Origin of the sequence: Aeromicrobium sp. SORGH_AS_0981 (genome assembly GCF_031453195.1) — a bacterium.
In the GTDB taxonomy this organism is placed as follows: Bacteria; Actinomycetota; Actinomycetes; order Propionibacteriales; family Nocardioidaceae; genus Aeromicrobium.
The window spans coordinates 2,621,238-2,638,980 of record NZ_JAVIZD010000001.1 but is presented as its reverse complement, the minus strand read 5'-3'; the positions used below and the strand labels follow the sequence as shown (position 1 = coordinate 2,638,980).

The following is a 17,743-nucleotide window of genomic DNA, read 5'->3' as shown; positions in this document are numbered from 1 at the left end:
AGGATCCGCCGCCCGACTCCGCCTGCCTTGAGCGGTGGATGCTCCACTGTCCGGACGCGCATTCCGTGGAGGATCCACCGCTCGGGGGCGACCGTCGATCGAAGCGTCAGCGGTCGGGCCGCTCGCCCGCGCGGCACTGGGCGAGCAGCTTCTCGATGCGGGCGAGGCGGGTCGACTCCCGCTTGGCCGTGGCGAGCTGGGTGAGTGCGAAGAGCCGGGCGCTCGGCGGCAGGGCGTCCCAGAAGGCGCGGGCCGCGGGGTCGGCGTCGAGGCCGGCACGCAGCGCGTCCGGCTCCTCGCCCTGCTCGGGTCCGACGAGGACGGTCCAGGAGCCGTCGGCCCGCGCGGTGTCGACCACGGCCTGGCCGGGCGGACGCATCCGCCCCTCCTCGACCAGCCGGGCCACGCGGGCCCGGTTCGACGCGGCCCACGCGCTCCCCCGCCGACGTGGCGACATCCAGATCGCGGCGCCCCGCCCGTCGACGGCGCCGCGGACCCGACCGTCGATCCATCCCCAGCAGAGGGCCTCGCAGACCGCGTTCTCGTACGACAAAGTGTCGTCACCCTCGGCGACGCGGGCCGTCATCTCCAGCCACACGCCGTGAGCGTCGCCGTGGTGCTCCCGCAGCCACTCGTGCCACGCCGTCAGCGACCCGGGAGCCACCTGCTCCGCCTCGTCCATCACGCCCACGAGGACACCGTAGGACCCCGCGCCGACACAGCGCCGACCTCAGGCCGCCTCGCGCGGGACGCGTCACGCGTCGACCGCCCGTCGTAGGCTGACCGCGTGGAGCTGACGAGCAAGGAGGCGCTGGGGCAGGGCGACGAGGTCCTGCACCTCGACGACCCCAAGGCGCTGCGGCAGGACTTCACCCGCTTCATGCTCCGGCACCGGTTCGCGATGGAGGAGGTCGTCACCAAGCTGACGATCCTGCGCGACGAGTTCGCGCTCATGCACGACACGAACCCCATCGAGCACATCGCGTCGCGGCTCAAGTCGCCGGACAGCCTCGCGGAGAAGATGGGCCGCAAGGGCACGCTGCCGACGTTCGAGTCGATCCGCGAGACCATCACCGACATCGCGGGCGTGCGCGTCACGTGCAGCTTCGTCTCCGACGTCTACCGCGTGCACGAGCTGCTCACGTCGCAGGACGACCTGACCGTCCTCGACGTCCGCGACTACATCGCCTCGCCCAAGGCCAACGGCTACCGCAGCCTGCACCTGCTGCTCGAGGTGCCCGTGTACCTGTCGGACGGTCCCGTCCCGGTCACGGTCGAGGTGCAGCTGCGCACGATCGCCATGGACTTCTGGGCCAGCCTCGAGCACAAGATCCACTACAAGTACCGCGGCGCCGTCCCTGACGACCTCGCCGAGCGCCTCTGCGACGCCGCCGACTCCGCGCACGCCCTCGATGCCCGCATGGAGGCGCTGCACGACGAGGTGCGCCACCTCGGCGAGGACGGCGTCGAGACGCTGCCCGCCGAGGTGCGCGACGACCTCATCGCGGGCGACGAGCTGCTGCCGTCCGAGGCGCTGCTGGAGCAGCTGCGCCGACTCGGCGAGCGACCGGGTCGCTAGGCGAGCACGTCACCGAGGTCGTAGGACACGACCTCCTCGAGCTGGGCGTACGTGCACGACGTCGGCTCCCGGTCCGGACGCCAGCGCTTGAACTGCGCCGTGTGGCGGAACCGGCCCTCCTCGCCGCGGCCCTCCATGTGCTCGTAGCCGACCTCGACCACGCGCTCCGGACGCAGGGGGACGAACGAGAGGTCCTTCGTGCCGGTCCAGCGGCTCTGCCCGCCCGGCAGCCGGCCGTCCTCGTGCGCCTGCGCGGTCTGCCAGGCACCCCATGGGTGCTCCGACAGCTCCGCCTGGAGGGGCGCGAGCTCGGCTGCCAGCTCGGCCCGGCGCGTCGCGGTGAACGAGGCGCAGACGCCGACGTGCTGCAGGCGGCCGTCGTCGGTGTACAGCCCCAGCAGCATCGACCCGAGCAGCGGCTGCTCGGGCGTCGACGTCTTGTGCAGCCGGTACCCGGCGACCACGACGTCGGCCGTGCGGGCGTGCTTGACCTTGAGCATGGTGCGCCCGTTCGGGGTGTACGGGGCGTCGAGCCGCTTCGCCACGACCCCGTCGAGACCCGCACCCTCGAACTGCTCGAACCAGCGTCCGGCCTCGGCACTGTCCCGCGTCGTGCGCGTGACGTGGACCGGTGCCTCCACGTCGGAGAGGGCCGCCTCGAGCACCGCCCGGCGCTCGTGCAGCGGGGCGTCGAGGTAGGAGGTGCCGTCGAGCGCCAGCAGGTCGAAGACGACGAGGCTCGCCGGCGTCTCCTCGGCGAGCAGGCTCACCCGCGAGGCCGCCGGGTGGATGCGCTGCGACAGCGTGTCGAAGTCGAGCCGGTCGCCGACCACCGTCACGATCTCGCCGTCCACGACGCAACGCTCGGGGAGCTGCGCCAGCACCGCCGCGACGACGTCGGGGAAGTAGCGGGTCAGGGCCTTGGTGGACCGGCTGGCGATCTCCACCTCGTCGCCGTCGCGGAAGACGACGGCCCGGAACCCGTCCCACTTCGGCTCGAACAGGTAGCCACCGTCGACGGCGTCGGCGGCGGGCACCCCCTTGACCGACGTGGCGAGCATGGGCTGCAGCGGCGGCATGACGGGCAGGTCCATCGCACCAGGCTACGGTGCCCCGGACCACCCGCCGGGCGACGATCTCTAGACTGACGGGGTGAAGCACCCTCCCGTCGACGGCTCCGTCGGCGCCGCCGTCGAGATCCACGACCTCGTCGTCCGCTACGGCGACGTCACCGCGGTCGATGGGCTCACGCTCTCGGTCGGCACCGGCACGGTCACGTCGGTCCTCGGGCCGAACGGTGCCGGCAAGACCAGCACGGTCGAGACCTGCGAGGGCTTCCGGCGCGCGACGTCGGGCACGGTCCGCGTGCTCGGCCTCGACCCGGTCCGCGACGCGGCAGCGCTGCGGCCTCGCGTGGGCGTGATGCTGCAGGCCGGTGGCGCGTGGTCGGGCGTGCGGGCCCACGAGATGTTGCGCCACGTGGCGTCGCTGCACGCCCACCCGCTCGACGTCGACGCCCTCGTCGAGCGCCTCGGGCTCGGGTCGTGCGGCCGCACCGCCTACCGTCGCCTGTCCGGCGGCCAGCAGCAGCGGCTCGGCCTGGCGATGGCCGTCGTCGGCCGGCCCGAGCTCGTCTTCCTCGACGAGCCGACCGCCGGTCTCGACCCCCAGGCACGTCGCGCCACGTGGGACCTGCTCGACGAGCTGCGCGCGAACGGCGTCACGGTGGTCCTCACGACGCACTTCATGGACGAGGCCGAGACGCTCAGCGACATCGTGCACATCGTCGACGCCGGACGCGTCATCGCCAGCGGCTCCCCCGCCCACCTCGTGCGCTCAGGCGCCGAGAACACCGTCCGGTTCGCGGCCCGACCCGGGCTCGACGTCGACGCGCTCATGACCGCGCTGCCTGCCGACACCAAGGTGCGGGAGACGGCCGCCGGGCAGTACGTCGTCATCGGCACGGTCGACCCCGGCCTCCTCGCCACCCTGACCGCCTGGTTCGCCGGCCAGGGCGTGCTCGCGGAGTCGGTGCTCGTGGAGAAGCAGACGCTCGAGGACCGGTTCCTCGACCTCACCGGACGGGCCCTGCGATGAGCCTCGACCTCTCGCCGCGTCCTGGCGCGGCCCGCACCCCCGCCATGCTCGCCGCGCAGGCCCGCATGGAGCTGCGCCTGCTCACCCGCAACGGCGAGCAGCTCCTCATCACGCTCGTCGTCCCCCTGCTGCTCCTCGTGGCCGGCACCCGCTCGGGCAAGGTCGTCGACCTCGGGGCGGGCCGTCCGATCGACATCATCACGCCCGGCGTGCTCGGGCTGGCCGTGCTCTCCACGTCGTTCACGTCGCTGGCGATCGCGACCGGCTTCGAGCGTCGCTACGGGGTGCTCAAGCGGCTGGGCGCGTCGCCGCTGCCGCGCTGGGGCCTGCTCGTCGGCAAGGTCGCCGCGGTGGTCGTGGTCGAGGTCGTGCAGCTGGTGCTGCTCGCGTCGGTGGCGCTCGCGCTCGGCTGGTCGCCCGCCGGCGGGGTGGCCCCGTGGCTGTGGCTCGTGGTGCTCGCCGTCCTCGGCACCGCCGCGTTCGGCTCGCTCGGCCTGCTCATCGCGGGCACGCTGCGCGCGGAGGCCACGCTCGCCGTCGCGAACCTCGTGTACGTGCTCCTCCTGGTCGGCGGCGGGCTCATCGTGCCGCTCTCGCGCTACCCCGACGGCGCGCAAGGACTGCTGCAGCTGCTGCCGTCCGGCGCGCTCGGCGAGGGCCTGCGCACGGCGTTCGACGCCGGCACCGTCGACCTGCTCCCCCTCGTGGTGCTCGCGGCCTGGGCGGCCGTCGGCACCGCCCTGACCGCAAGGACGTTCCGATGGGAATGACGCTCGGTCTTCGGACCCCCACCCGCGACGTCGTCGAGCGCTGGGCCTGGGCCAGCCTGGTCGCGAACACGGTCATCATCCTGACCGGCGGGCTGGTCCGCCTCACCGCCTCCGGACTCGGGTGCCCCACGTGGCCGCGCTGCACCGACGAGTCGTTCGTGCCGCACCGCGCCCTGGGTCTGCACGGCCTGATCGAGTTCGGCAACCGGCTGCTCACCTACGTGCTCATCGCCATCGCGATCGGCACGGTCGTCGCGGTGTGGCGCTGGTCCGAGGGTCGTGGCCTGCGTCGTCTCGCGGTCGTGCTGGCCGTCGGCATCCCGTTCCAGGGCGTCATCGGCGGCATCACCGTGCTGACCGACCTCAACCCCTGGATCGTCGCGCTGCACCTCGTGCTCTCGCTGTTCCTGGTGGCGGGCTCCACCTGGCTGCTCCTGCGCGTGCGTGGCGACGTCGCCGACGACGTGCCGGTGCTCGCCCGTCGTCTCGTGCTGGCCACGTACGCGACGCTCTGGGTCGTCGTCTACCTCGGCACGGTCGTCACCGGGAGCGGGCCGCACGCCGGCGACGTGAACGCACCGCGCAACGGGCTCGACCCGCGCCTCTGGAGCCACGTGCACGCCTGGGGCGTCTACGTCCTCGTCGCCCTGACGATCGTGACCATCCTCGTGCTGCGGCGCAGCGGCACCAGCCCGCTCGCCGTCCGAGCGGCCACGCTGCTGCTGGTCGCCGAGCTGGCGCAGGGCGTCATCGGCTTCGTGCAGTACTTCACGGATCTGCCGATCGCGCTGGTCGCGGTGCACCTCGTCGGTGCTGCGGTGCTGGTGTCGGTCGGTACCCGGCTCGTGGTGCTCACCCGCACCCGCGTGCGCGAGCGCCAGCTGCAGCACGGACCGTGACGACGTGGCCCCGATCCGGAGCGATCAGGGGCCACGTCTTCACGGTCAGCGGGGTCACGGTCAGCGGGGGCGGGTCATGCTGAGGCAGCCCTCGACGTCGGGCTCCGGGTGGGTCACGACGAAGCCGCAGCGCGTGTAGAAGCGCACGCCGACGTCGTTGCCGGCCATGACGCGCAGGTGCAGCGGGGCGCCAGCAGTGGCGTGCCGGGCGACGGCGTCGACGAGGCGGTCCGCCACGCCGGTGCCTCGTGCGGCGGGCGCCACCCACATGCCGAGCAGCTCGTGGTCCGCGCTCACGCCCGCGGTGCCGACGTCGGTCCCGTCGAGGCAGGCCACGTAGGTGACGACCGCCTCGAGGCGCTCACGCCACCGCGCCTCGACGTCGAGGTCGCTCAGCCAGCGGTGCGCCGACGCGGCGAACGCGTCAGGGTCGCTGCGCAGCGCGGCCTGGCGGACGGTGCGGAACCGCCGCCAGTCGTCCGGGCCGAGCCGCTCGACGCTCAGCGCAGGAACGGGTCGACCGCCGCGGCGACGAACAGCAGCGCGAGGTAGGCGTTGGAGAAGTGGAAGAGCCGCATCGGCTTGATCACCGACAGCTCCTCGGTGTCCTTCGCGCGCGAGCGCAGGTCGTACGCCTCGACCAGGAACACGATGCCCAGCAGGATCGCGACACCCGTGTAGAACCAGCCCATGCCGGCGACCGGCCAGAGTGCGAGCGACGTCGCGACCATGACCCACGAGTAGACGACGATCTGGCGCGACACCGTGGCGGCGCTGGCCACCGACGGTAGCATCGGCACGCCGGCGGCCGAGTAGTCGTCGCGGTAGCGCAGGCCGAGGGACCAGAAGTGCGGCGGGGTCCAGAAGAAGACGACGAGGAACAGCACGACGGGCGGCCAGGCCAGCTCGTTCGTGACGGCGGTCCAGCCGATGAGCGCCGGGAAGCAGCCGGCAGCCCCGCCCCACACGATGTTCTGCGGCGTGCGGCGCTTCAGCAGCATCGTGTAGCCGACGACGTAGAAGACGTTGGCGGCGAGCGCGAGCCCGGCCGAGAGCCAGTTGACCAGCAGGCCGAGCCACAGGGTCGAGACGACGGCGAGCGCCAGCCCGAACCAGAGCGCGCCCGCGGTGGAGACACCGTGGCGCGGCAGCGGACGGCGCGACGTGCGCCGCATCTTCTGGTCGATGTCGGCGTCGAACACGCAGTTGAGCGCGTTGGCGCTGCCCGCGGAGAGCGTCCCGCCGACGACGGTCGCGACGATCAGCCAGAACGAGGGCACGTCGCGTGCGGCGAGGAACATGACCGGCACGGTCGTCAGGAGCAGCAGCTCGATGATGCGCGGCTTCATCAGCGCCACGTACGCGTTGAGCACGTCGACCGGACCGCTGCGACGGACCTGGCTGGACGTCACCACGCGGGTGTCCGCGCCAGCGCCGTCGGCCGGGGTCGACGAGGGGTCGTTGCGGCTGCTCGACCGAAGTGCACTCACCTGGCAGAGTCTAGACGCTCGGCGATAGGGTCGAACCGAGGGCTCCACCACGTCCCTCCCCAGAATTTCCCCCACGACCCAGGAGCGACCAGCACCGTGACCAGCACCTCTGCATCCCTGGACTGGACCGAGCTCGACGCCAAGGCGGTCGACACCGCGCGTCTGCTCGCTGCCGACGCCGTCGAGAAGGTCGGCAACGGCCACCCCGGCACCGCCATGAGCCTCGCGCCGGCGGCCTACCTGCTCTACCAGAAGCTCATGCGTCACGACCCGAACGACCCGTCGTGGATCGGGCGCGACCGGTTCGTCCTGTCGTGCGGCCACTCGAGCCTCACGCAGTACGTGCAGCTCTACCTCGCCGGCTACCCGATGACCCTCGAGGACCTCAAGAGCCTGCGCACGTGGGGCAGCCAGACGCCCGGCCACCCGGAGCACGGGCACACTCCCGGCGTCGAGGTCACCACCGGCCCCCTCGGCCAGGGCATCGCCAACGGCGTCGGCATGGCCATGGCCGCCCGCCGCGAGCGCGGCATCCTCGACCCCGAGACCGGCGCCGGCGAGAGCCCGTTCGACCACCACGTCTACGTCATCTGCTCCGACGGCGACGTGCAGGAGGGCGTGTCGGCCGAGGCGTCCTCGCTCGCCGGCCACCAGAAGCTCGGCAACTTGACGGTCCTCTACGACGACAACAAGATCTCGATCGAGGACAACACCGACGTCGCGTTCACCGAGGACGTCGCGGCCCGCTACGAGGCGTACGGCTGGCACGTGCAGACGGTCGACTGGACGCACGGCGGCGGCGAGTACCGCGAGGACGTCCCCGCGCTGTGGGACGCCTACCAGGCCGCCGAGCAGGTCACCGACAAGCCGAGCCTCATCGTGCTGCGCTCGATCATCGCCTGGCCCGCGCCGTCGGCGCAGAACACCGGCGCCTCGCACGGCTCGGCGCTGGGCTCCGACGAGATCGCCGCCACCAAGGAGCTGCTCGGCTTCGACCCCGAGCAGACGTTCGCGGTCGCCGAGGAGGTCATCGAGCACACGCACGCGGCCCGTGCGCGCGGCGCCGAGGCGCACGCCGCCTGGCAGGAGACCTACGACGCCTGGCGGACCGCCCAGCCCGAGCGCGCTGCCCTCCTCGACCGGCTGCAGGCGCACGAGCTGCCCGACGGCTGGACCGACGCCCTGCCGACCTTCGAGGCCAGCGACAAGGGTGTCGCGACGCGTGCCGCCTCCGGCGAGGTGCTGTCGGCGCTCGCCCCCGTGCTGCCCGAGCTGTGGGGCGGCTCCGCCGACCTCGCCGGGTCGAACAACACGACCCCCAAGGGTGAGCCGTCGTTCATCCCGCCGGAGTGGTCGACCAAGAAGTTCCAGGGCGACTGGTACGGCCGTGTGCTGCACTTCGGCATCCGCGAGCACGCCATGGGCGCGATCCTCAACGGCATCGCGCTGCACGGCCCGACCCGGCCGTACGGCGGCACGTTCCTCGTGTTCAGCGACTACATGCGCCCCGCGGTGCGCCTCGCCGCGCTGCAGCAGCTGCCGGTCACCTACGTCTGGACCCACGACTCCATCGGCCTCGGCGAGGACGGCCCGACGCACCAGCCGATCGAGCACCTCGCGGCGCTGCGCGCCATCCCCGGCCTCGACGTCGTGCGGCCCGCGGACGCCAACGAGACGGTCGCCGCCTGGCAGACGCTGCTCGGCATCCACGACCGTCCGGTCGCGCTGGCCCTGAGCCGGCAGAACCTGCGCACCTACCCGCGCGGCGAGGTCGACGGCGAGACGTGGGGCGACGCGGCCGACACGGCTAAGGGCGCCTACGTGCTGCTCGAGGCCCGTCGCGACGGCCAGGACGTCTCCCCCGACGTCGTCCTCGTCGGCACCGGCAGCGAGGTGGAGATCGCGGTCCAGGCCCGTGAGGCGCTCGCCGCCGACGGCATCGCCGCCCGTGTCGTGTCGATGCCGTCGCGCGAGTGGTTCGAGCAGCAGGACAGCGGGTACCGCGACAGCGTGATCCCGCCGTCCGTCCGTGCCCGCGTCGTCGTCGAGGCCGGTGTGTCCTTCGGCTGGCGCGACGTGGTCGGCGACGCCGGCCAGGTCGTCGGGATCGAGCACTTCGGTGCCTCGGCGGACTTCCAGCGGCTCTACCAGGAGTTCGGCATCACGCCCGGCGCCGTCGCCGACGCCGCCCGCGCCTCGATCGACGCGGTCGGAGCCGCGGAGGCACCGTTCCACGCACGCCCGAGCGGTCCGGTCCTCCCCGACCAGCACTGAGCGCGCACAGCAACGGGGCCTGCGCCGCCGGCGCGGGTCCCACCCCGACCACCACGCCGCCGGACGGCGGCAGGAGGAGCACCATGAACGAGCGACTGCAGGCCCTGGCCGACGCCGGGGTCTCCATCTGGCTGGACGACCTGTCCCGTGAGCGCATCGAGTCCGGCAACCTCGCCGAGCTCGTCACCGAGGGCGGTGTCGTCGGCGTCACCACCAACCCCACGATCTTCGCCTCGGCCCTGTCCGACGGCGACCGCTACGCCGCGCAGGTGGCCGAACTGAAGGCCGCCGGCGCCGACGTCGACGAGACGGTCTTCGCCCTGACCACGACCGACGTGCGCGAGGCGTGCGACGTGCTGCGGCCGGTCTACGACCGCACCGACGGCGTCGACGGCCGCGTCTCGATCGAGGTCGACCCCGGCGCCGCCCGCGACACCGACCGCACCACCACCATCGCGAAGCGCCTGTGGGAGACGGTCGACCGGCCCAACCTCCTCATCAAGATCCCCGCGACGGTCGAGGGCCTCCCGGCGATCGCCGACGCGATCGCGGAGGGCATCAGCGTCAACGTGACGCTGATCTTCTCCCTCGAGCGCTACCGCGCCGTCATGGACGCGTACGTCGAGGGGCTCGAGCGCGCCGCCGAGGCCGGTCGCGACCTCTCGGCCATCCACTCGGTGGCGTCGTTCTTCGTGAGCCGCGTCGACAGCGAGGTCGACGGGCGGCTCGAGGAGGGTGACCCGCTGCGCGGCAAGGCAGCCATCGCGAACGCGCGGCTCGCCTACGAGGCCTTCGAGGAGGTCTTCGGCTCCGAGCGCTTCGCGTCGCTGCGCGAGCGCGGCGCCCACGCCCAGCGACCGCTGTGGGCCTCCACCGGCGTGAAGGACCCCGCCTACCCGGACACGCTCTACGTGACCGAGCTCGTGGTCGCCGACACCGTCAACACGATGCCCGAGAAGACGCTGCAGGCGTTCGCCGACCACGGCGAGGTCGAGGGCGACCGGGTCACCGGTCGCTACGACGAGGCCCGCCAGGTCATCGCCGACCTCGAGGCGAAGGGCATCGGCTACGACGAGGTCGTGGCCAAGCTCGAGAAGGAGGGCCTCGAGAAGTTCGACGCCTCCTGGGCCGAGCTGCTCGACAGCGTCCGCTCCGAGCTCGAGAAGGCCTGAGCCATGGCGGCACCGGACGTCACGCTCACCGTCGCCGACCAGGCCGCCCTCGACGCCGCGCTCGCGGAGCTCGTCGCCGACCGCTTCGCCTCGCGGCTGCACGCCCACGACGCCACCCTGTGGGGTCCCGACGCGGAGTCCGAGGCGGCCAAGCGGCTCTCCTGGACGACGCTCGCGGAGTCGTCCCGACCGCTCGTCGCCGAGGTCGAGGCGCTGCGTGCCGAGCTGCACGAGCGCGGTCTCGACCACGTCGTCCTCTGCGGGATGGGCGGCTCGTCGCTGGCTCCCGAGGTCATCTGCGCCGCTGCCGGTGTCGAGCTGACCGTGCTCGACTCCTCCCAGCCCGACATGGTGCGGTCGGCGATCGCCGACCGCCTCGAGCGCACGGTCGTCGTCGTGTCGAGCAAGTCCGGCGGCACCGTCGAGACCGACAGCCAGCGGCGCGCGTACGAGCACGCCTTCACCGAGGCGGGGCTCTCCCCCGCCGACCACCTCGTGGTCGTCACCGACCCCGGCTCGCCGCTCGACGAGCAGGCGACGGAGGCCGGGTACCGGGTGTTCCACGCCGACCCCGAGGTCGGTGGCCGCTACTCCGCGCTCACCGCGTTCGGCCTGGTGCCCAGCGGGCTCGCGGGTGCCGACATCGGCGGTCTGCTCGACGAGGCCGCCGACGCCACGGCAACACTGTTCGCCGACGACGTCGCCAACCCGGCGCTGCGCCTCGGCGCCGCGCTCGGCGTGGCCAACCGCTCCTCCGTCGACAAGCTGGTGCTCCTCGACCACGACGCCGGCACCGCCGAGGCCTGGGGCGTCGGCGACTGGATCGAGCAGCTCGTCGCCGAGTCGACGGGCAAGATCGGCCACGGCATCCTGCCCGTCGTGGTCGAGAGCGGCCACGCGGTGAACGTCGAGCCGAGCACGCCCGACTCCTTCCTGGCCGTCTCCGGCTCCTCGGACGCGCCGACGAGCACGTCCGGCTGGGCCGCCGGCGTCACGGGCGGTCTCGGCGCGCAGATGCTGCTGTGGGAGGTGGCCGTGAGCGTCGCGGGCGCCCTCATCGGCATCAACCCGTTCGACCAGCCCGACGTCGAGAGCGCCAAGCAGGCCGCCCGCGACAAGCTCAGCGGCGGCGGTGACGACGAGCCGGGCGCCGACCTGGTCGACGGACCGGTCTCCGCGTTCGGCACCGACGCCTCCAGCCTCGCCGACGCCGTGGAGCACCTCCTCGCCCAGGTCGACGACGAGCACGGGTACCTCGCCGTCCAGGCGTACCTGGACCGCTGGGACCTCAGCGCCTACGCCGGTCTGCGGGAGCAGCTGGCCCGCCGCACCGGGCGACCCGTCACGTTCGGGTGGGGTCCGCGGTTCCTGCACTCCACGGGCCAGTACCACAAGGGCGGTCCGGCGACGGGCGTGTTCCTCCAGCTGACGAGCGACCCGCACGAGGACCTCGCGGTCCCCGGTCGCGACTTCACGTTCGGGGAGTTCATCGCCTCCCAGGCAGCCGGCGACGCGCAGGTCCTGCGCGACCACGGCCGTCCGGTCCTGCGCCTGCACCTGTCCGACCCGCAGGCCGCGGCCGCCCCGCTGCGCGACCTGCTGGGCTGAGCCGTGGCGATGCAGAGCAACCCGCTGCGCGACGTCCGCGACCGGCGCCTGCCGCGCATCGCGGGTCCGTGCAGCGTGGTCATGTTCGGCGTCACGGGCGACCTGGCGCGCAAGAAGCTGATCCCGGCGATCTACGACCTCGCCAATCGCGGCCTGCTCCCGCCGGGCTTCGCCCTCGTCGGCTTCGCCCGGCAGGACTTCGGCGACCAGTCGTTCTCGGAGATGCTCAAGGCCGCCGCGCAGGCGGGAGCCCGCACGCCGTGGCGCGAGACCGTCTGGACCCAGCTCGAGGCGGGCATCCGCTTCGTGCCGGGATCCTTCGACGACGACGCCGCGTGGCTGCAGCTGGCCGCGACCATGGCCGAGCTCGACGAGCAGCAGGGCACGGGCGGCAACCACGCGTTCTACCTGTCGATCCCGCCTGGCCTGTTCCCCGTGGTCGTCGGCAAGATCAAGGAGCACGGGCTCGCCGACCAGTCCGGTGGCTGGCGCCGCGTCGTCATCGAGAAGCCCTTCGGGCACGACCTCGCGTCGGCTCGGGAGCTGAACACGCTCGTCTCGGAGGTCTTCCCGCGCGAGAGCGTGTTCCGCATCGACCACTACCTCGGCAAGGAGACGGTCCAGAACATCCTGGCGCTCCGCTTCGCCAACGGCATGTTCGAGCCGCTGTGGAACAGCCACTACGTCGACCACGTCCAGATCACCATGGCCGAGGACATCGGCATCGGCACCCGGGCGGGCTACTACGACGGCATCGGCGCGGCGCGCGACGTGATCCAGAACCACCTGCTGCAGCTGATGGCGCTCATCGCGATGGAGGAGCCCGTCTCCTTCAACGCCGAGAGCCTGCGGCTGGAGAAGCAGAAGATCCTCGCGAACGCACGACCCGCCACCCCGATGGCCCAGCACACGGCGCAGGCCCAGTACACCGCCGGCTGGGCCGGCGGCGAGCACGTGGTCGGCTACCTGGAGGAGCAGGGCATCCCGGAGGGCTCGCGCACGGAGACGTACGCGGCCATCAAGATCGACATCGCCACACGGCGCTGGGCCGGCGTCCCGTTCTACCTGCGCACCGGCAAGCGGCTGGGTCGCCGCGTGACCGAGGTGGCCGTCGTCTTCAAGGCGGCACCGCACCAGCCGTTCAGCAAGAACGACATCGAGGAGCTGGGCCGCAACGCGCTCGTCATGCGGATCCAGCCCGACGAGGGCGTCACGCTGCGCTTCGGCGCGAAGGTCCCCGGCACGACGATGGAGATCCGCGACGTGCTCATGGACTTCGCCTACGGCGGAGCCTTCGTCGAGAGCAGCCCGGAGGCGTACGAGCGTCTCATCCTCGACGTGCTCCTGGGCGACCCGCCACTCTTCCCGCAGCAGGAGGAGGTCGAGCTCTCCTGGAAGATCCTCGACCCGGTCATCGCCCACTGGCAGCGTGAGAAGACCATCGACACCTACACGTCGGGCACGTGGGGTCCGCCCACCGCCGACGCCATGATGGAGCGCGACGGCCGCACCTGGAGGCGTCCCTGATGCAGATCAACCTCGAGAACACGACGTCGCCGCAGATCGCCCGCGCCCTCGTCCGCGCCCGCGTCGACTCCGGCAGTCCCGCCATGGACATGGTGCTCACGGCGCTCGTGGTCACCGACGACGAGACGGTCGGCGAGTCGCTGCGCACGGCTGCGGCGCTCTCGCGCGAGCACCCTTCGCGCGTCATCGGCATCGTGCTCGGCGACGGACGCGGCCACCCCCGCGTCGACGCCACCGTGCGGGTGGGCGAGAACGCGGCCGGCGAGTCCATCCTGCTGCGGCTCTCCGGACCACTCACCAAGCACGCGGAGTCGGTCGTGCTCCCCCTGCTCCTGCCCGACTCCCCCGTCGTGGTGTGGTGGCCGGGCAAGCCCCCGACGAACCCCTCCGAGGACCCGATCGGCCGGCTCGCGCAGCGCCGGCTCACCGACGCCGAGGCGTCGGACTCCCCGGTCCGCACGCTGAAGACGACGGCGCGGCACTACAGCCCGGGCGACACGGACCTCTCGTGGACACGCCTGACGCCGTGGCGCGCCCTGCTGGCCGCCGCGCTCGACCAGGCCACAGGCACCGTGCACCGCGGCAGCGTCGAGGCGGGGTCGGGCAACCCGGCGGCCCGCCTGCTGACCGCGTGGCTGCAGTCGCGGCTGCGGGTGCCGGTCACCGAGCGGCGCAGCGAGGGCGAGCAGATCGCCCGCGTCGTGCTGGAGACCGACGCCGGCGACGTGACCATCGAGCGCATCGACGCCGAGACCTGCCTGTTCTCGATCCCGGGTGCCGCGCCACGGCACGTGCCCCTCGGCCCGCGCACCCTGGCGGAGCTGCTCGCCGAGGACCTGCGCCGTCTCGACGCCGACGACGTCTACCACGAGACCCTCACCCACCTCCTGGAGTCCTGATGTCCGACGCCTCGGCCCCCGCGGCCCGCACCCTCGTCCATCCCGACGCCGACGCCCTCGCGGCGGCCGTGGCCGCCGCGCTCGCCGAGCGCGTCGCAGCGGTCCAGGCCGAGGGACGCACGCCGCACGTGGTGCTGACCGGCGGCACGATCGCGATCGCGATCTACGAGCGGCTCGACGCCGCGGCCGCCGACTGGTCCGACGTCGTCTACTGGTTCGGCGACGAGCGCTTCGTGCCGGAGGGCCACGAGGACCGCAACGACCGGCAGGCGCACGACAGTTTCCTCGACCGCCTCTCGGTCCCGGCGTCGCAGGTGCACAGCATGCCGGCGCACGGCTGCTCGACGTCGATGGCGGAGGCGGCCGACGGCTACGGCGCCTCGCTGCCCGACGAGCCCTTCGACGTCGTGCTGCTCGGCGTCGGACCCGACGGGCACGTCGCGTCGCTGTTCCCCGGCTTCGCCCAGCTGCACGAGCAGGAGCGCCGCTGCGTGGAGGTCTTCGACTCCCCGAAGCCCCCGCCGGAGCGCACGAGCCTGACCTTCCCGGCGTTGAACCACACGCGCGCCACCTGGTTCCTCGTCTCCGGCGAGGGCAAGGCCGACGCGGTGGGCCGAGCGCTCGCCGCCGACGGCTCGCTGGAGGAGACCCCGGCACGCGGCGCGCACGGGCGCGACGAGACGCTCTGGTTCCTCGACGAGGATGCCGCCGGCCGCCTCTGACGTCGAGCACTCACGCCGGTGCGGGAACCACATCGCCCTCCACGCTCGGCGTGGAGGGCGATGGCGTTCCGGACCGTGGGGACGGTCAGAAGATGATCTCGCCGGACTTGCGACGCGACCGGAGCGAGTCGAGCGCCTCGGTGAGGATCACCTGCGCCTCGTCCTCGCTGCGGCGCTCCTTCACGTAGGCCAGGTGCGTCTTGTAGGGCTCTGTCTTCGGGGCCGTCGGACGGTTCTCGGCGTCGTGGCTGGCCGGCAGGCCGCAGCGCGGGCAGTCCCACGACTCCGGCGGCTCCGCCTCGAGCGCGAAGTTCAGCGCCGTCTGGTGGTCGTTCGCGCAGAAGTAGGTGACCGCCTTGCGCGGTGCGGCCTCGCCACGCTCGGCCTCGCCCATCGGCCCCGAGCCGATGCGGCTGCCGCGGATCGCTCCCGCCGCCATGTCAGTTGCTCACCTTCAGCAGGAGGCCCAGCAGGATGACCGAGATCGTCCACACGACGGCGATGCCGACGGTGATGCGGTCGAGGTTGCGCTCGGCCACGGACGAGCCACCGAGGGAGCTGGAGATGCCGCCGCCGAACATGTCGGACAGACCGCCTCCGCGTCCCTTGTGCATGAGGATCAGGACGATCATGAGCAGGCTCGAGATCGTCAGCACGGACGACAACAGGATGATCACAGGTTCAGGTCTTCCATCAGGAGGGCAGGGCCGGCATGTCGTAGAACCGGGCGATGGCGGCGAACTCCTCCGCCTGGAGGCTCGCACCGCCGACCAAGGCACCGTCCACGTCGGACTTGGCCATGATCGCGGCGATGTTGGCCGCCTTCACCGATCCGCCGTACAGGATACGCACCGCCTGCGCCGCCTCGGAAGAGCAGGTCTCGGCGATCCGGGACCGGATGGCCGCGCACACCTCCTGCGCGTCCTCGGGGGTGGCCACCTCGCCGGTGCCGATGGCCCAGACGGGCTCGTAGGCGACGACGAGGCCCGCGACCTGCTCGGGCGTCAGCCCGGCGAGCGAGCCGTCGAGCTGGGCGAGCGTGTACGCGACGTGGTCGCCCGCCTGACGGACCTCCAGACCCTCGCCCACGCAGACGATGGGCGTGATGTCGGCAGCCAGCGCTCGGGTGGTCTTGGCGTTCACCACCGCGTCGGACTCCCCGTGGTACTCACGGCGCTCGGAGTGGCCGACGACGACGTAGGAGCAGCCGAGCTTGGCCAGCATCGCTGCCGTGACCTCGCCGGTGTACGCCCCGCCGTCGTGCTCGGACACGTCCTGCGCGCCGTAGCGGATCGGCAGCCGGTCGCCGTCGACGAGCGTCTGCACGCTGCGGATGTCGGTGAAGGGCGGGATGACGACGACCTCGGACCGGGCCGCGTCGTGCTTCTTGTCCTGCAGCGTCCAGGCCAGCTTCTGCACCAGGACGACGGCCTCCTGGTGGTTGAGGTTGGACTTCCAGTTGCCCGCCATGAGGGGGGTGCGTGCCATCAGGACTCCTTCTCGAGGATCTGCAGGCCGGGCAGGGTCTTGCCCTCGAGGTACTCGAGGCTCGCGCCGCCCCCGGTGGAGATGTGACCGAACTGGTCGTCGGTGAAGCCGAGCTGACGCACCGCCGCGGCGGAGTCGCCGCCACCCACGACCGACAGGCCGTCCACCTCGGTGAGCGCCTGCGCGACGGCCTTCGTGCCGGCCGCGAACGCCTCGAACTCGAACACGCCCATGGGGCCGTTCCAGAACACGGTGCGCGCCCCGCGCACGACCTCGGCGAAGCGCTCCGCGCTCTCCGGGCCGATGTCGAGGCCCATCTGGTCGGCCGGGATCGCGTCGGCGGCGACGACCGTGGCGGGGGCGTCGGCCGAGAACTCCGGCGCGACGACGACGTCGGTCGGGAGCACGAGGTCGACGCCCTGCGCGGCAGCGCGCTCGACGTACTCGCGGGCGACGTCGAGCTGGTCGGCCTCGAGCAGCGAGGAGCCGACGTCGTGGCCCTGCGCCTTGAGGAACGTGAAGACCATGCCGCCGCCGATGAGCAGGCTGTCGGCCTTCTCGATCAGGTTGTCGATGACGCCCAGCTTGTCGGAGACCTTCGACCCGCCCAGCACGACGACGTAGGGGCGCTCGGGCGACTCGGTGAGCCGCTCCAGCACCTCCACCTCGGTCTGCACGAGACCGCCGACCACGGCCGGGAGCCGGGTGGCGACGTCGTAGACGCTGGCCTGCTTGCGGTGCACGACCCCGAACCCGTCGGAGACGAACACGTCGGCCAGCGCTGCGAGCTCGTCGGCGAACGCGCCGCGGACGGCGTCGTCCTTGCTCGTCTCGCCCTCGTTGAACCGGACGTTCTCGAGCACGGCCACCTGGCCGTCCTGCAGCGCCGCGGTGATCCGCTGCGCCTCGGTGCCGACCGTGTCGTTGGCGAAGAGCACGGGCGTGCCGAGCAGCTCGGCGAGCCGCTCCGCGACCGGCTCCAGCGAGTAGGCCGGGTCCGGCGCACCCTTCGGCCGGCCGAGGTGTGCGGTGACGAGCACGCGCGCACCGGCACCGGCGAGCTTCTGGATGGTCGGGACGCTGGCGCGCACGCGGCCGTCGTCGGTGATCGTGCTGCCGTCCAGCGGCACGTTCAGGTCGCTGCGGACCAGCACCCGCGTGCCGCTGAGGTCTCCCCCGCGGCTCGCGAGCAGGTCGTCGATCGTCTGGGCCGCCACG

18 protein-coding genes are annotated in these 17,743 nt (G+C 72.5%); 10 read left to right on the top strand and 8 right to left on the bottom strand.

Annotated features, from left to right (window positions below; all coding sequences use genetic code 11):
• Positions 1–106: 106 nt before the first annotated feature.
• Positions 107–682: a YdeI/OmpD-associated family protein gene (locus QE370_RS13245; RefSeq protein WP_309635264.1), complete on the bottom strand. Its 576-nt coding sequence runs from the start codon at positions 680–682 to the stop codon at positions 107–109.
• Positions 683–787: 105 nt separating this feature from the next.
• Here QE370_RS13245 and QE370_RS13240 point away from each other — a divergent pair, with 105 nt between their 5' ends.
• On the top strand, positions 788–1,579 hold the full coding sequence (locus tag QE370_RS13240) for a GTP pyrophosphokinase family protein (RefSeq protein WP_253022080.1): 792 nt from the start codon (positions 788–790) through the stop codon (positions 1,577–1,579).
• On the opposite strand, the gene QE370_RS13235 is transcribed toward QE370_RS13240, so the two are convergent.
• Positions 1,576–2,673 (bottom strand): ATP-dependent DNA ligase, encoded by a 1,098-nt coding sequence (locus QE370_RS13235; protein WP_309634628.1) that lies wholly within the window; start codon positions 2,671–2,673, stop codon positions 1,576–1,578. The genes QE370_RS13240 and QE370_RS13235 overlap by 4 nt on opposite strands.
• Positions 2,674–2,731: 58 nt before the next feature.
• Between QE370_RS13235 and QE370_RS13230 the strand changes: the two genes are divergently transcribed.
• The 3 genes from QE370_RS13230 to QE370_RS13220 are packed head-to-tail and all read left to right on the top strand — an operon-like array spanning position 2,732 to position 5,345.
• The gene (locus tag QE370_RS13230) at positions 2,732–3,676 is read left to right on the top strand and encodes an ABC transporter ATP-binding protein (RefSeq protein ID WP_309634627.1); all 945 of its coding nucleotides are present in this window, start codon (positions 2,732–2,734) and stop codon (positions 3,674–3,676) included.
• On the top strand, positions 3,673–4,446 hold the full coding sequence (locus tag QE370_RS13225) for an ABC transporter permease (RefSeq protein ID WP_309634626.1): 774 nt from the start codon (positions 3,673–3,675) through the stop codon (positions 4,444–4,446). Before QE370_RS13230 ends, QE370_RS13225 begins: the two co-directional genes overlap by 4 nt.
• Positions 4,437–5,345, top strand: a complete 909-nt coding sequence (locus QE370_RS13220; protein WP_309634625.1) for a COX15/CtaA family protein — start codon at positions 4,437–4,439, stop codon at positions 5,343–5,345. Before QE370_RS13225 ends, QE370_RS13220 begins: the two co-directional genes overlap by 10 nt.
• A gap of 60 nt (positions 5,346–5,405) precedes the next feature.
• Here QE370_RS13220 and QE370_RS13215 read toward each other — a convergent pair whose 3' ends face one another.
• Positions 5,406–5,741, bottom strand: coding sequence for a GNAT family N-acetyltransferase (locus QE370_RS13215; RefSeq protein ID WP_309635263.1), 336 nt, complete (start codon positions 5,739–5,741; stop codon positions 5,406–5,408).
• A gap of 104 nt (positions 5,742–5,845) precedes the next feature.
• Positions 5,846–6,835, bottom strand: a complete 990-nt coding sequence (locus QE370_RS13210; RefSeq protein ID WP_396127822.1) for a heme o synthase — start codon at positions 6,833–6,835, stop codon at positions 5,846–5,848.
• 96 nt (positions 6,836–6,931) lie between these two features.
• Here QE370_RS13210 and tkt point away from each other — a divergent pair, with 96 nt between their 5' ends.
• The 6 genes from tkt (at position 6,932) to pgl (ending at position 15,037) form a co-directional block, all read left to right on the top strand.
• Complete coding sequence (tkt, locus tag QE370_RS13205; protein ID WP_309634624.1) at positions 6,932–9,109, top strand: transketolase; 2,178 nt, start codon at positions 6,932–6,934, stop codon at positions 9,107–9,109.
• A gap of 83 nt (positions 9,110–9,192) precedes the next feature.
• The gene (tal, locus tag QE370_RS13200; protein ID WP_253022064.1) at positions 9,193–10,281 is read left to right on the top strand and encodes a transaldolase; all 1,089 of its coding nucleotides are present in this window, start codon (positions 9,193–9,195) and stop codon (positions 10,279–10,281) included.
• 3 nt (positions 10,282–10,284) lie between these two features.
• Positions 10,285–11,889, top strand: a complete 1,605-nt coding sequence (locus QE370_RS13195) for a glucose-6-phosphate isomerase (protein WP_253022062.1) — start codon at positions 10,285–10,287, stop codon at positions 11,887–11,889.
• 9 nt (positions 11,890–11,898) lie between these two features.
• A complete protein-coding gene (zwf, locus tag QE370_RS13190) occupies positions 11,899–13,416 on the top strand; it encodes a glucose-6-phosphate dehydrogenase (protein ID WP_253022110.1) in 1,518 nt (505 codons plus the stop codon).
• Positions 13,416–14,315, top strand: coding sequence for a glucose-6-phosphate dehydrogenase assembly protein OpcA (locus QE370_RS13185; protein ID WP_309634623.1), 900 nt, complete (start codon positions 13,416–13,418; stop codon positions 14,313–14,315). Before zwf ends, QE370_RS13185 begins: the two co-directional genes overlap by 1 nt.
• Positions 14,315–15,037, top strand: coding sequence for a 6-phosphogluconolactonase (pgl, locus tag QE370_RS13180; RefSeq protein WP_309634622.1), 723 nt, complete (start codon positions 14,315–14,317; stop codon positions 15,035–15,037). Before QE370_RS13185 ends, pgl begins: the two co-directional genes overlap by 1 nt.
• An 85-nt stretch (positions 15,038–15,122) precedes the next feature.
• Here the strand turns inward: pgl and QE370_RS13175 are convergent, their stop codons facing one another.
• The 4 genes from QE370_RS13175 to QE370_RS13160 are packed head-to-tail and all read right to left on the bottom strand — an operon-like array spanning position 15,123 to position 17,742.
• Positions 15,123–15,476, bottom strand: a complete 354-nt coding sequence (locus QE370_RS13175; protein WP_067857684.1) for an RNA polymerase-binding protein RbpA — start codon at positions 15,474–15,476, stop codon at positions 15,123–15,125.
• 1 nt (position 15,477) lies between these two features.
• Positions 15,478–15,714: a preprotein translocase subunit SecG gene (gene secG / locus QE370_RS13170; RefSeq protein WP_253022056.1), complete on the bottom strand. Its 237-nt coding sequence runs from the start codon at positions 15,712–15,714 to the stop codon at positions 15,478–15,480.
• Positions 15,715–15,730: 16 nt separating this feature from the next.
• Positions 15,731–16,525, bottom strand: coding sequence for a triose-phosphate isomerase (tpiA, locus tag QE370_RS13165; protein WP_309634621.1), 795 nt, complete (start codon positions 16,523–16,525; stop codon positions 15,731–15,733).
• On the bottom strand, positions 16,525–17,742 hold the full coding sequence (locus tag QE370_RS13160; protein WP_253022052.1) for a phosphoglycerate kinase: 1,218 nt from the start codon (positions 17,740–17,742) through the stop codon (positions 16,525–16,527). Before QE370_RS13160 ends, tpiA begins: the two co-directional genes overlap by 1 nt.
• Between the last annotated feature and the right edge of the window lies 1 nt (position 17,743).